Raw genomic sequence first — 13,456 nt, 5'->3', positions numbered from 1 at the left:
CACGAACTAGCTGGGTGTGGAAATGATACCCCCCAGGGTATAAGGTGGTGGGTATGACCACACAGACTTCTCCGAACTCCAACCCCTCACACGCACACACCAGCGGCAGCGGTGTGCCCGAAAAAGTTGTCGTCATCGGCGGTGTCGCTGGCGGCATGTCCGCCGCGACCAGACTGCGACGGCTATCGGAAACCACACAAATCACCGTGTTTGAGCGCGGCGGCGAAGTGTCGTTCGCCAACTGTGGGCTGCCCTACCACGTGGGTGAGGTCATTCCCCACCGCAGCTCACTGGTGCTGCAAACACCCGGTGCGCTGAAAAACCGCTTCAACATCGACGTGCACGTGCGCACCGAAGTGACCGCCATTGACCGCGCCAACAAAACCGTTCAGGTGCGCGAAGTAGAAACCGGCAAGGAATACTCCGCCCCTTACGACGCCCTGGTGTTGAGTCCAGGCTCCAGCCCGATCAGGCCACCACTTCCCGGGGTGGAAAAGTCCTATGTGTTGTGGAACCTCGACGACATGGACCGGATGATTGAGCGCACCCAGACCGCCCAATCCGCGATCGTTGTTGGCGGAGGGTTCATCGGCCTCGAAGTGGCCGAAAACCTCGCCCACAAGGGCATGAAAGTCACCCTCGTTGAGGCACTACCCCAACTGATGCCGCTGCTGGATCCTGAAATGGCGTGGCTGTTGGTGGAGCGTGCCCGGGTCAACGACGTCGATGTGCACTTGGCTGCCAAAGTCCAAGAAGTGACCGACCAGGGTGTGACCCTGGAGGGTGGCAAGGCATTAGATGCCGACATGGTCGTCATGGCTGTAGGTGCCAGGCCCAACCTGGAGCTGGCCAAAGAAGCCGGACTCGAGATCGGTGCGGCCGGTGGAATCGCCGTAGATGACCAACAGCGAAGCTCCGACCCCGCCATTTGGGCGGTGGGCGATGCGGCCGAAAAGAAACGCGATGCCGGAGCCGGCATGATTCCCCTCGCAGGCCTTGCTAACCGCCACGGCCGCTATGCGGCCGATTCGATCATGGGCCGCCCGGTGCGAAACACCACCGCCTATGGCACCTCCATCGTGGGCTTCTTCGGACTGGCCGCTGCCTCCACGGGCGTAAACGAGCGAGTGCTCCGTGACCAGGGTCGAGCCATGCGGATCATCCACTCACACCCCATTGATCACGCCGGGTACTACCCGGATGCGGCCCAAATGGCGATGAAAATCATCGTCGATCCAGAAACGGATCTCATCCTCGGTGCCCAAGTAGTGGGCGATGACGGTGTCGATAAACGAATCGATGTGCTCGCGACTGCCATGCAGGCGGGCCTGACCGCCACCGACCTGATCGACTTAGAGCTTGCCTACGCCCCACAGTTTGGTTCTGCCAAAGACCCCATCAACATGGCCGGATACATTAACGACAACCGGGTCGGCGGGGAAGATTCCGCACAGTGGCACGAAGTCGACCAGCTCGCTGCCGATGGGTGGGAGCTAATCGACGTACGCTCCAGCTTCGAATACACCAGGGGCACCATCCCCGGTGCAGAATTTGTCGCCCTCGATTCGATAAGGGACAACCTCGACTCCCTTCGGGGTCGAAAGCTCATCGTCTTTGACCGTGTCGGCCAAAGAGCTCACACTGCGGCGAGTATTCTTCGCCTGGAGGGCATTGAGGTGAAAAATCTCGATGGTGGCTACCTCACCTGGCAGTTGGGAACATTTGCCACCACCGCCACGAAACAGGAGGCATCGACGTCATGACCGCCAAAAAAGTCGCGACCACGAAAAAAACCGGCAGTACCTCAGCGATCAGCAGCTCAGCAATCAGCACCGCGGGCATCGCACCGGAAGCGAAGCTTCCGGTGGCTGAAGACAAGAAAATCGTGAACCGCCTGCGCCGTGCACAAGGGCAACTGGGCGCGGTCATCGCCATGGTCGAATCGGGTCGTGACTGCCGCGACGTTGTCACCCAACTCTCCGCTGTATCGAGCGCACTGGATAAAGCGGGTTTTGCCATCATTGCCACGGCAATGCGAGAGTGCGTGGCCGAGGAAAACCTTGACGATGAAGGCAAGCCCACCGTTGAGGACCTCGAAAAACTGTTCTTGTCGTTGTCGTAGCCAAAGTGTGTTCTGAGCCCAACACTCTTAGCCGAGCGAGTCAATAACGCGACATTTGATTTCTGGCTTTCGTTGAAGGGCCGTCAGTGCCGTCCGGCGTGCGGTCGTTTGCTCTAGCGACGTCCGCGGGGGTATGACAGTGGCCGGCAACCCGGGGCGTTCATTTGTGGATGTGTAGACGCGGCACTCGGGCCACGCAACGCTCCGTGGCGCCTTCGGGAGACGGCACCTCCGGTAGCCCTTACGAAATCGCTTCTCCGGACAACCTTGTGTGGCTTTCATGGGCGGCTAGCGCAGATAACACTGGAAGCGATCCTTCACGGGCTGATGCCCTCGGAGCTTCATATCGCCAGACGGTAGATATTGACCTCGGCGGGTGCGAGTGGAAGCCAATCGGCGAGGCCGTCTTAAAATTTACGGGTTCCTACAACGGCCAAGGCAACATTGTGAAAAATCCTGTGGTGGCTGGTAACGAGAACTATGCCGGCTTTTTTGGCTACTTGGCGAGTGGTGGGGTGTTGTCAAATATTGGCTTGGTCGATGTTGATGTGTCGGGTCGCCTTTACGCCGGTGGACTTGTGGGGCGCCTTGATAGCGCCACAGTCTCTGGTGCTTTTGTTTCAGGGAGCGTGGAAGCCTGGCAAAAAGTGGGCGGTCTTGTTGGGTATTCATTATCTGCATCCCGGGTGACAGATAGTTATTCGACGGCCTCGGTTGGCGGATTTCGGCTGGTTTTGAACGACGGACGGACCTTCGACCCAGCGGACGTTGGGGGCCTCATCGGCCAAGCAGACGGTGCGTCACACGACCGATTGTTTTCAATTGGAGCAGTGTCTGCAGTGGACGGTGTGACCCATACCGATTTTGGAGGGTTTGCGGGTTCGGGCAAAGCCACCACGAATTCATTCTGGAACTCAGAGACCTCGCTGCAGTCGACGAGTGCTGCCGGTGAGGGCAAAACCACTGATGAAATGACTTCCCTCGCGACATTTAACGACACGGCAACTGAAGGCCTAGACGCTGCGTGGGGCATTGTCGACGGTTGGGAAGCATACGATTTTGACACACCGACCAACGTGTGGGGGATTTGTTCTCGAGCCAACGACGGTTATCCGTTCTTGTTGTGGGAATACACCGAAGATCCTTGTGTGGTGCCTGATTCAGGTGGCGGTGGTGACACCGGACGAAACGACGATGATGATGATGACACGGTGGCTGCTGCGGTAACTCCGGCGCCGGCTGTGACTGCACCCGTGCGGCCGAGGGTTGCTGAGGCTGCGCCGGCTCCGACTACGACTGTGGAGGGCCCGGTGTGGCGCGGTGGTGTGGTGTCCGCACCTCCTCGGGTTCCCACGGTGTTAGTGGGTGGTGTGCCGACCATTGTGGAGGAGTCTTCGCCTGATCCGACAACTTTGTCGGTGGTCGCGGGTTCGTTAAGCCTGGGTGTGAGTGTTGATGGGGGTTCTGGTGGGGTGTCACGCTCCGATGATGGGCTGAACCGTTTGAGTGTGAAGGCCGGCTCGGTTGCAGTTCTCCAGGGTGCTGGTTTAGAGCCGGGGGCAAGCGTTCAAGTGTTTATTCCCCTTGGTGTTGATGATTCGCGTGAGTTGGCGAGTATCACGGTGGCGGCCGATGGGACGTTTAGTGGTGAACTGCCAGTGTCGACAGATCCATTGGCGGAGCCCCTGCCTATTGGGGAGAGGCTGTTGCAGCTCGTAAGTGTGGATGCTGACGGTAACCAGGTCGTGCTCGAAATGGCCGTCAACGTCGCACAGGGTGATCCTGCTCCGGCGTTGGACCGTGATGCGGGTGATATTCCGGTGGTGGAGCCTGGAGCGACGGCGGTGACGTCTGCGGGTGTGGTCACGGAAGCCACAACGACGGCACTGCCCGATCAGAATATTGCGGTGGTGGAAGGGGATACCTGAAATATGGCGGTTGCGATTGATTCTGAACAGGGTGGTGTGGAACCCAGCGAGTCGGGTGCTTTGGTGACGCTGGTGCGTGATGAAGTGGCGCTGGTCTCTGGTGTGGGGTTCATGGCGGGCACGAGGGCGGATGTGTGGCTGTTTTCTGAACCTGCCCTGTTGGGAACGGTCACCATTGATGAAAATGGTGAGTTCTCGGGAGAGGTCGGGATTGACCCTGACCTGATCCCCACCGGTGAACATACTCTGCAGCTTCAAGGTGTGGGCACTGATGGTTACGTCAAAGCCGCCAACATGGGTGTCTTTGTGGATGACGCCCAACCCGACCTCGCAGTAGCGGAGCAGGCTGGTTTGGACCTGAGCTTCATTTGGTCGATCCTCGCCGTCATTCTTCTTGTGGCGATAGTCGTTGCCGCCTGGCTCCGTCGTAGCCGCCGGGCATAGAGGCCCGCCGCAAGCCACCATTCCGACGGCGACGAAGGAATCACTGGTTCGAGGCTGGGGCTCAACGGCTGTCTACCTGGGCGGTCTTGCTAGGCTTCATCTGTGAGTGTCCAGGTGGCGGTTGTGGGGGCTTCTGGCCGTTTGGGTCGGATTGTCGGCCAAGTTGTTGATGCCACTAATGGTTTCCAACTGACCAAAGAGCTTGGCTCCAATAACAGCTTGGACGAGCTAGCCGGTGTGGACCTGGTGGTCGATGTGTCCCTGCCTGGTGTCTCACCCAAAGTTGTCGATGCGGCCCTCGAGCACGGGGCAAAAGTGTTGGTGGGAACATCTGGTTGGGATGCCGACAAACTCGACGGCCTTCGCAAAAAGCTTGCCAGCCTGCCCGGTGCCGGGGTGATGGTGGTGCCGAACTTTTCTGTGGGATCTGTCGTGGGTACCCACTTGGCGACGATTGCTGCCCACTATTTCGATTCGGTTGAAATCATCGAAGCCCACCACCAAGGCAAAGTCGATTCCCCCTCCGGTACGGCAAGAAATACCGCAGAGCGCATCGCGGAGGTTCGCGATGCCCACGGTGGTGTGGTGGCACCACACTCCAACCAGACAGCCCGGGGGGATGACATCCACGGAGTGTCTGTGCATTCCATGCGGTTAGCCGGTGTGGTGGCCCAGCAAGAAGTCATTTTTGGCGGCACCGCAGAGACTCTTTCCATTCGACACGACACCTATTCCGCGGATGCCTACCGCCACGGTATTGCCGTGGCGATGAAAGCAGTGATGGACCAGGAAGGTCTCGTGGTGGGACTCGACCAGGCGTTGGGCCTGGGTGTGCCGGTTGGTGTGGATGATGCCGCCAGCGACCCTGTCGAGCCGGGGGCGTAGCGCTGGTGAATCGCTACCTCGCCGGTAGTGTGGTGATGTCACTGCTGTTGCTCGTCTATTTGGGCTTTGCCGTGGTGTACGCCTCGATCTTGCTGCAAGACGACAATCTAATTGTCAACATCATGGGTGTGGCCCTGCTGGTGTTGCCGCTGCTGGGAGCGTGGGGTCTTGTGGCCGAATGGCGTTTTGGCGCGGCCTCTAGTCGGCTGCGGGCACTTTTGGAGGAACAGGGCTTAGTTCCCGATTTTCCCCGCACCATCGGTGGTCGGGCACTGCGGGAAGAAGCCTCCCAGTTGTTCCCGCAGTTCCAAGGCGAGGTGGAAGCAGCTGAAGAAGATTGGAAAGCGTGGTTTCGGTTGGGCCTCGCCTATGACGCTTGCGGTGATCGCCGGCGTGGGCGCTGGGCGATTAGACGCGCAATCAGGTTGGAGCGGATTTACTCATAGGCTCCCCGGCCCGGATTTGTGGCTAGTCGACTCTCTGAACTATTGAGTTATGTTGCGCAACACGCTACACTGAGTGTGTGATTGTTTCGATTCGACACAAAGGGCTCCGGTTGCTCTTTGAGAAAGGAGAGTCGAGGGGGGTGAAACCGCAGCATGCGCCGAAGCTGAGACTTCTACTCTCTGCTATGGATTCAGCGAATAAAACCGAAGATCTCGATCTGCCAGGTTGGAGACTGCACCCGTTGAAAGGAGACCAGTCACCCCGCTGGTCGCTATCAGTGGACAAAAATTGGCGCGTGACCTTTGAGTTTCGAGAAGGAAACGCCTATCTACTTGATTACGAGGATTATCACTAATGACTGAGTTAGGACCAATGTATAACCCGCCCCACCCCGGTGAATTCATCACTGAGGTGTACCTGAAGCCCTCTGGGATGAGCTCGAGACGGTTGGCAGGCAAGCTGGGTGTCACGCCTTCAACGTTGCAAAGACTGCTCCAAGGTTCCCACCGAGTCAGTCCGGAGATGGCTATGCGCCTGTCGGTTGTTCTTGGCCGCTCAGCACGAAGCTGGCTGTCCATGCAGGCTTCTTATGACTTATGGCAGCTCTCCAGAGATTTTGAGCCCGGTGGTTTGGAGCGGCTGGACTTTAGTCAAGCCAGTTAGTTCAACTTAAAGACCAGCCGAGCTCAGTGCGTCGGCAACGGTCTTGTCCGAAAACTCGAATCCCGCGTCCGCTAGTGCTGTGGGGATCACCTTTTGGCTGGCGAGTAGAAGCTCGCGGCCTGCTTCACCGAGCAGGAGTTTCACTGCGAATTCCGGTAGGCCGAGCCAGTGGGGGCGCTTCATCATGTGAGCGAGAGTCTGGGTGACCTCGCGGGAAATGGCGGGGGTGGGGCCGGCGAGGTTAAACGGCCCGGAGAGTTTCTGGTTTTCCAATAAAAACACAAGGGCATCTACTTCGTCGCGCAGACTAATCCACGGCCACCACTGCCGACCAGAGCCAATAGCGCCCCCCACACCGAGCATGGTTTGTAGTCGAAGTGGTGCCATCGCTCCGCCCTGGGCGATGACCAAACCCGTCCGGGCCAGTGCCACACGGGTCGATGACCCCTCGAGCGGGGTCGTGGCACCTTCCCAGGCCTGGGTGACCTCGGCGAGGAAGCCAGAGCCCGGTTCGGAGTCTTCGCTGAGTTCTTCTTCGCCGCGGTCGCCATAAAAGCCCACCGCGGAGGCTTGGATGAGGCTGTGTGGTGGGGTGGGGGACTCCTTAATGGCGCCGACAATTGTGCCGGTGGCGTCGATGCGGGAGTCCAGGATGGCGCGCTTATGAGCGGCCGTCCACGGCAGTTTTGCAATTGATGCACCGGAGAGGTTGATGACCACATCGACGTGGTCGACGATGCCCTGATCAATCTGACCTGTGGCGGGGTCAAAGCGGTGTTCGGTCGCATCGTGTGGTTCGCGGCGCACCAACACGTGGACGTCGTGGCCACGGCTTCGAAGGCGCTCGACTAGGGGGGTGCCAATGAGGCCACTGGTACCAGAAACCAGCACCCGCAGGGTCTCTGCGGGGTTTTGGAGGAGTGGCATTACTTAAGACTCGCCTCCAGGGTGATCGGAACACCGGCGAGGGCTTGCGAGATGGGGCATCCCGCTTTGGCTTCTTCAGCGAAACGGTGGAATTCGTCTTCTGCAAGACCGGGAATGCTCGCCACCAGGAGTAGGTGTGAACCGGTCACGCCTTCACCGGGAACGAAGGTGACCGCGGCGGTCACGTCTAAGGATTCTGGGGTGTAGCCGGCACCACCAAGGGCGTGGCTGAGTGCCATCGAATAGCAGGCTGAGTGCGCAGCACCGAGGAGCTCTTCAGGGTTTGTTTTACCCGTTTCCCCGGTAGAGCGTGCTGCCCACGTCACATCGAACGTGGCAGCTCCAGAGGATTGCAAACTGGTTTGACCGTGGCCTTCGGTGAGTGAACCTTCCCAGTGGGTGCGTGCTTCGCTGGTAATAGCCATCGTGGTGTCCCTTCCTTGGGGGTGGTGGCGTGAACGAGATAGTCCGCGCTTTTTCTGCGGGAGTCCTTGGTCAGAGCCGAGGCTCTTCGAAGACGAGTTAATGCAACCACTATCTGACGGTTTTGGCGAGTGGTATTCAGGAACTTCCCACCCTTCAGGGTGTGGAAGGGCCTGCGGGGGCTCTACCCCGACGCAGGCGAAGGAGGACGTTATAGAGCTCACACCCCAGACACAGGCCAAATACGGCGTTTAAAAACGCCGCGAGGAACGCCACCGCTGCGGCGATCACTAGCCCGTAGGGGACGGCAAGTACATGCAGGGTGATCCCTACGGCGCTCACTATCAAGCCCACCAGTTGGGCGAAACGAGGTGGTGCTTGATCTTCGAGGTAAGAAGGTGGAGCGAGGCGGGGGCGAATAAGGGCCTTAAACAATGCCCCATATGGGTGTTTGCCGGGCCCCAGAAGCGTGCCCCAGGCAAATAGCGCAGTAATGACCACAAACAGCCACCAGGCACCATCAAAGGCGGGGGTGTCGGCAACGGGCAGGACGAGGGCTAACACCACCAGAAGCAACACACTGGTGATGGCCGCGCCAAAGCGCGGCCCGCGCGGATCAATCTGACCGGGGCGGTTAGATGAGGTATTCATCGGATCTCCTCTGGATTTCTTCGTAGGCACGGTGAATGTGATCGCTCACCACACCAGGCGGCGTGGGGCCTTCCAGTGTGAAAAGCACATCCCCTGATGCGGACACCAACAACGTCGTCGGTGTGCGTCGAATCGTGAACGACTCGATCACGTCGGGTATCTCCGACACGTCGTATTCGACGTGTCCTACCTGGGGGTCGCGCTCGGCAGCGGCAGCCAAAATGCCTCGCATCGCACCGCAGTATGAGCACAGCGGTGCTGAGACCTGCAACATGGTGAGTGTTTTTCCGACCGCGAGGTAGCCAGACGGCACCCGCGGTGACGTCTCAGAACTCCCCGGGGCGCTCACCCGTGACCGTGTGGCACGCCAGATGACGCCCACTGCGCTGGCTAGAACGACCAGGCCAATGATCAACAACATGCTGAGGGTCGAATCCATGTCCCACAACGCTATTCACAGTTGTTCCCTGATGCCAGTGTGTGACAAAGAATGACGGGAGGTTGTCTGCGTATGCTGAAGGGGTGTCAGAACATCACGAAATCGTTTTTCGCTCCGATGTCACCGTGGAGCTTGTCCGCCATCAGGCCTCCGACGCCGATGTGATCTTTGCTGCCCGGGTATCCACCCAGGGCGAGCAAACCCTTGAAGGGGCTGCCGCCGGTGAACAAGCCACCGAACGTGATCGTGGGCTGATCAACTACCTGATGCGCGATCGACACGGTTCGCCCTTCGAGCACAACTCGCTCACCTTCTACGTGCAAGCACCCATCTTTGTCTTTCGCGAATTCATGCGACACCGTATTGCCAGCTACAACGAAGAATCTGGTCGCTACCGGGAACTGCGTCCCGTGTTTTATGTTCCCGGTCCTGAGCGCAAACTCGTCCAGGTGGGAAAACCTGGCGCCTACGAATTTGAAGACGGCACGAGTGAACAACACCAGATGGCCGTCGACGAAATCAAAGCCGCCTGCACCGCAGGCTACGAGGCGTATACCCGCATGCTCGATGCGGGTATCGCCCGGGAAGTCGCCAGAGTGTCACTGCCCGTCTCGCTGTATTCGTCCATGTACGTGACCATGAATGCGCGCTCGCTGATGAACTTTCTAAGCCTCCGCACCACACGTGAAGGCACACATTTCCCGTCCTTCCCGCAGCGAGAAATCGAAATGGTTGCCGAAAAGATGGAAGCCTTCTGGGAGCCCCTCATGCCGATGACGGCTGAAACGTTCAATGCGAACGGACGCGTTGCGCCGTAGGTTCATAGCGACGATCTATTCGGCGCGGGTGGAGGAAATGGGAAGCAGTCCGCTTCGCTGGGCCTGAACCACCGCGTCGAGCCGGTTGCGTGCCCCAAGCGCGTGCATGAGAAACGTGACTTCGAGCTTGGCCAACGAGGCACTAATCGAGAGTTTTCTGCCGATTTCGGTATTGGACTTTCCGTCAGCGACCAGCTGAAGAACCTCGTACTGCCGGGGGGAGAAAAAGGATTCGGCATCCCCACTGAAACGACGCACTCCTCCGGCGCTCTCTGTGAGAGGAAGGCCCCCTAAGAAAAATTGGGTGCTGTGTTTGATTAACTCAAAGGCTCCTGGGCTGATGGAGAGGGCTGCAGTGAGGTCGAGGGCAATCACACCTAAATAGGGCGAGTCGATTCCCACTAAGTGTCGTGTTCCACTAGGCGAAGGCTCGAGGGGTATGTGCTGAGAGCCCTCCCGGAGAGCGGCGAGGTAGGAGGTGCCGAACGCTGAGGGGTCACCTCCGAGGGAGTCTGAGATGTCGTGAGTACTTCCAAAGCCCCCCAGGTAGATCCATTGGGCTCGCTCGGTGACACGCAGGACAGCGGCACCGCTCGCGGGAGGCTGGCCGAACACTTTGATCACGAGATGGGCGCAGTAGCGCTCGAGGGCTTGGTCTGCTGAGTGTGCTGTGCCGGACCCTGACCGCGGCCACTCGAGAATGCCGGAGTCGATGAGCGCTTCGGCATCGACCCTCTGCGTCATGGGGGCAGTCCTTTACGTCTGTTGCGGTGGTCCCTGGCTGGAGTGTTCCGCAGGACACTGTGTGGCTGAACGTAACCGCTTGAGGCGACGTTTCTTCAGATAATGCGCGGGCTTCTGCATGCTTTACCCGGTCAATCTGGTTTTTACCCGCTTTCCTCAGTGATTGGGGCGCCGAGCGGCCTCGGTAGACCCCGCAGCGTGCGCAGCATCCTGTGGACGACACCGACGCAAGGGCCGGGTAGCCTGGAGGCTGTGAGTATTCGAGAAAACCCCTTCGGTCAGGTCCTCGTCGCGATGGTGACTCCCATGAACGCCGAAGGCGAAGTGGATTGGCCATCAACCGAAGCGTTGATGGCGGGGCTTGTCGACCAGGGCGTTGACGGCATTGTGGTGACCGGCACCACTGGTGAAACCTCCACCTTGACGGATAAAGAAAAACTGCAACTGGTCACCGTGGGCAAGCAGGTCGCTGCCGGTCGGGCCAAGATCATTACCGGTGGTGGTTCCAACGAAACCGCTCACGCCATCGAGCTCTATAAGGCATCGGAAAAAGCGGGCGCCGATGGGGTCATGGTGGTCACCCCGTATTACAACAAGCCCACCCAGGCGGGCATTCTCACCCACTTCCGTCTGATTGCCGACGCCACTGACCTACCCGTCATCCTCTATGACATCCCGGGCCGAACCGGTGTGCCCATCAATTACGAAACGATTCTTCGTGCGGCAAAACACCCCAACATCCTTGCCGTGAAGGACGCCAAGGGCGATCTGATGGAAGTCAGCCGGGTGTTAAACGAAACCGACCTGATGTATTTCGCCGGCGATGACGGCAATGCCCTTCCCACCCTCTCCATTGGGGGAGTGGGCATGATCAGTGTCACCGCAAACATCGCCCCTGAGCCCTACCGGATCATGGTGGACGCGGTAAACCGCGGCAGCCTGCCGGAGGCCACAGAGGCCCACAAGCTTCTGGAGCCCCTCGTCCGGGCCACGATGACCCACGTACCTGGCACGGTGGCCACCAAATACATCCTCCACGGCCTGGGTCACATCACGTCACCGCGGGTGCGACTGCCCCTGGTGGGTCCAGAAGACGACCAGGCGGCCATTATCGAAGCCGACATCGATGAAGTATCCGGTGTCCCAGGAGTCGACTTTTCTAACTTCCGTCCCGACCGCAACGCGGCCGCCGGCGGCGCACTGCCCAAAGTGGCAGGCACCACCCGCTAAATATTGAAGGAGCCCACGGTGGCCCAACCTCTGCTCGATCCCCCCGCACTAAATTCCGAAACACTTCGCATTATTCCGCTGGGCGGAATTGGTGAAGTGGGGCGGAATATGACCGTCTTTGAACTGGGTGGAAAACTCCTCGTCGTCGACGCGGGGGTGTTGTTCCCTGAAGAAACCCAACCCGGGGTGGATTTGATCCTCCCGGATTTTGCTCCCATTAGGGACCGCATAGACGACATTGAAGCCATCGTGTTGACCCACGGACACGAAGACCACATTGGTGCCGTGCCTTACCTGTTGAAAATCCGGGACGATATTCCCCTGGTCGGCTCAACACTCACCATGGCGCTCATTGAAGCGAAACTCAAAGAACACCGCATCACCCCCTACACACTGACCGTGTCAGAGGGCACAAGGGAAAAGCTTGGCCCCTTCGATGTGGAATTTTTGGCGGTGAACCACTCCATCCCAGATGCTCTGGCCCTGTTTATTCGCACTACTGCAGGAACCGTGTTGCACACGGGAGATTTCAAAATGGACCAGTTGCCATTGGATGGTCGCCTGACCGACCTGCGCGGTTTTGCCCGGGTCGGCGAAGAAGGGGTGGACCTGCTGATGGCCGACTCCACCAACGCCGACATTCCAGGCTTCACCCCCGCGGAGCGGGGGATTGGTCCCGTATTGGAACAAGTGGTCCACCACGCAAAGCGCCGGGTGATTGTGGCGAGCTTCTCCTCCCACGTCCACCGCGTGCAGCAGGTGATTGATTCCGCGGTGGCAAACGGCCGCCGGGTGGCCCTCGTGGGTCGATCCATGGTGCGCAATATGGGTATTGCCAAAGAGTTGGGCTTCCTTCGGGTACCAGAAGGCGCTCTCATTGACGCCAAAAAGGCACCCGATATGCCAGACGACAAAATCGTCTACATGACTACCGGCTCGCAGGGCGAGCCGATGGCGGGACTTTCCCGGATGGCCAACCGTGAACACCCCACCATCGCCATCGGCGAAGGCGACACCGTGATTCTTGCGTCATCGCTGATCCCCGGAAACGAAAATGCTGTCTACCGGGTGATTAATGGGCTGATTGACCTCGGCGCTCAGGTGATCCACAAAGGAAATGCCAAAGTCCACGTCTCCGGCCACGCCGCAGCCGGAGAGTTGCTTTACGTCTACAACCTTGTCCAACCCCGACATGTGATGCCCATCCACGGTGAAGCAAGGCACCTTCGGGCGAATGCCGAAGTCGCCGTCGACTCCGGTGTGCCGAGAGACAACGTGATGATTTGTGAAAACGGGTCCGTGGTGGACCTCGTGGAGGGTCGTGCGAAGCAGACCGGCCAAATCGACATCGGCTTTGTTTACGTGGATGGCTCGACCGTGGGAGAAATCACTGACGCCGATTTGAAAGACCGACGCATTTTGGCCGAAGAGGGTTTCATCTCCATCTTCCTCGCCATCGACGCTCAAACCGGAAAGATCATTGTCGGACCAGAAATTCACGCCCGGGGCTTCGCCCCGGACGATTCCGTTTTTGACGATGTCCGCCCCGCGATCTTGAAAGCCCTCGAGGAAGCCGCCGGTCAGGGCACCAGAGACCCACACGGGTTTAGCCAAGTAGTCCGCCGGGTGGTCGGCCGCTGGGTGAACACCCAACATCGCAGGCGGCCCATGATTGTGCCGATCGTGATCGAGGCATAAGGGCAATATTTAGCGTTGGGTCGATAGGGCGCGCTTT

16 protein-coding genes are annotated in these 13,456 nt (G+C 59.0%); 11 read left to right on the top strand and 5 right to left on the bottom strand.

What is annotated here, in order from left to right; genetic code table 11:
- Window positions 1-53: 53 nt before the first annotated feature.
- The 8 genes from C3B54_RS06900 (at window position 54) to C3B54_RS06865 (ending at window position 6,489) form a co-directional block, all read left to right on the top strand.
- Window positions 54-1,763 (top strand): FAD-dependent oxidoreductase, encoded by a 1,710-nt coding sequence (locus tag C3B54_RS06900; RefSeq protein ID WP_104913840.1) that lies wholly within the window; start codon window positions 54-56, stop codon window positions 1,761-1,763.
- Entirely contained in the window at window positions 1,760-2,122 is a 363-nt protein-coding gene (locus C3B54_RS06895; protein WP_104913839.1) for a metal-sensitive transcriptional regulator, read from the top strand. The genes C3B54_RS06900 and C3B54_RS06895 overlap by 4 nt, the downstream gene beginning before the upstream one ends.
- A 206-nt stretch (window positions 2,123-2,328) precedes the next feature.
- On the top strand, window positions 2,329-4,050 hold the full coding sequence (locus tag C3B54_RS06890) for a hypothetical protein (RefSeq protein WP_104913838.1): 1,722 nt from the start codon (window positions 2,329-2,331) through the stop codon (window positions 4,048-4,050).
- A gap of 3 nt (window positions 4,051-4,053) precedes the next feature.
- Complete coding sequence (locus tag C3B54_RS06885; RefSeq protein WP_104913837.1) at window positions 4,054-4,494, top strand: hypothetical protein; 441 nt, start codon at window positions 4,054-4,056, stop codon at window positions 4,492-4,494.
- A gap of 102 nt (window positions 4,495-4,596) precedes the next feature.
- Window positions 4,597-5,379: a 4-hydroxy-tetrahydrodipicolinate reductase gene (gene dapB / locus C3B54_RS06880; RefSeq protein WP_104913836.1), complete on the top strand. Its 783-nt coding sequence runs from the start codon at window positions 4,597-4,599 to the stop codon at window positions 5,377-5,379.
- A 5-nt stretch (window positions 5,380-5,384) separates the two neighbouring features.
- Window positions 5,385-5,825, top strand: coding sequence for a hypothetical protein (locus tag C3B54_RS06875; protein WP_245867866.1), 441 nt, complete (start codon window positions 5,385-5,387; stop codon window positions 5,823-5,825).
- 77 nt (window positions 5,826-5,902) lie between these two features.
- Window positions 5,903-6,181 carry a type II toxin-antitoxin system RelE/ParE family toxin gene (locus C3B54_RS06870; protein WP_104913835.1) on the top strand — a complete coding sequence of 93 codons (279 nt, stop codon included), beginning with the start codon at window positions 5,903-5,905 and terminating at the stop codon, window positions 6,179-6,181.
- Window positions 6,181-6,489, top strand: a complete 309-nt coding sequence (locus tag C3B54_RS06865) for a HigA family addiction module antitoxin (protein ID WP_211286290.1) — start codon at window positions 6,181-6,183, stop codon at window positions 6,487-6,489. Before C3B54_RS06870 ends, C3B54_RS06865 begins: the two co-directional genes overlap by 1 nt.
- A gap of 6 nt (window positions 6,490-6,495) precedes the next feature.
- On the opposite strand, the gene C3B54_RS06860 is transcribed toward C3B54_RS06865, so the two are convergent.
- From C3B54_RS06860 to C3B54_RS06845, 4 genes are all read right to left on the bottom strand, one after another.
- Window positions 6,496-7,416 carry a TIGR01777 family oxidoreductase gene (locus C3B54_RS06860; RefSeq protein WP_245867865.1) on the bottom strand — a complete coding sequence of 307 codons (921 nt, stop codon included), beginning with the start codon at window positions 7,414-7,416 and terminating at the stop codon, window positions 6,496-6,498.
- A complete protein-coding gene (locus C3B54_RS06855) occupies window positions 7,416-7,841 on the bottom strand; it encodes an OsmC family peroxiredoxin (RefSeq protein ID WP_104913834.1) in 426 nt (141 codons plus the stop codon). The genes C3B54_RS06860 and C3B54_RS06855 overlap by 1 nt, the downstream gene beginning before the upstream one ends.
- A gap of 154 nt (window positions 7,842-7,995) precedes the next feature.
- Complete coding sequence (locus C3B54_RS06850) at window positions 7,996-8,490, bottom strand: DUF4395 domain-containing protein (protein WP_104913833.1); 495 nt, start codon at window positions 8,488-8,490, stop codon at window positions 7,996-7,998.
- Window positions 8,474-8,929, bottom strand: a complete 456-nt coding sequence (locus C3B54_RS06845) for a thioredoxin family protein (RefSeq protein WP_104913832.1) — start codon at window positions 8,927-8,929, stop codon at window positions 8,474-8,476. Before C3B54_RS06845 ends, C3B54_RS06850 begins: the two co-directional genes overlap by 17 nt.
- 83 nt (window positions 8,930-9,012) lie before the next feature.
- Here C3B54_RS06845 and thyX point away from each other — a divergent pair, with 83 nt between their 5' ends.
- On the top strand, window positions 9,013-9,747 hold the full coding sequence (gene thyX, locus C3B54_RS06840) for an FAD-dependent thymidylate synthase (protein ID WP_104913831.1): 735 nt from the start codon (window positions 9,013-9,015) through the stop codon (window positions 9,745-9,747).
- A gap of 15 nt (window positions 9,748-9,762) precedes the next feature.
- On the opposite strand, the gene C3B54_RS06835 is transcribed toward thyX, so the two are convergent.
- Window positions 9,763-10,491 carry a LuxR C-terminal-related transcriptional regulator gene (locus C3B54_RS06835; protein WP_104913830.1) on the bottom strand — a complete coding sequence of 243 codons (729 nt, stop codon included), beginning with the start codon at window positions 10,489-10,491 and terminating at the stop codon, window positions 9,763-9,765.
- A gap of 252 nt (window positions 10,492-10,743) precedes the next feature.
- Here C3B54_RS06835 and dapA point away from each other — a divergent pair, with 252 nt between their 5' ends.
- On the top strand, window positions 10,744-11,721 hold the full coding sequence (dapA, locus tag C3B54_RS06830; protein ID WP_104913829.1) for a 4-hydroxy-tetrahydrodipicolinate synthase: 978 nt from the start codon (window positions 10,744-10,746) through the stop codon (window positions 11,719-11,721).
- 18 nt (window positions 11,722-11,739) lie between these two features.
- Window positions 11,740-13,419, top strand: a complete 1,680-nt coding sequence (locus C3B54_RS06825) for a ribonuclease J (RefSeq protein WP_104913828.1) — start codon at window positions 11,740-11,742, stop codon at window positions 13,417-13,419.
- Window positions 13,420-13,456: the final 37 nt, after the last annotated feature.

The organism is Pontimonas salivibrio (genome assembly GCF_002950575.1).
Classification (GTDB): domain Bacteria; phylum Actinomycetota; class Actinomycetes; order Actinomycetales; family Microbacteriaceae; genus Pontimonas; species Pontimonas salivibrio.
Note: the sequence above shows the minus strand (reverse complement) of the source record. Positions and strands in the feature narration are given on the sequence as shown.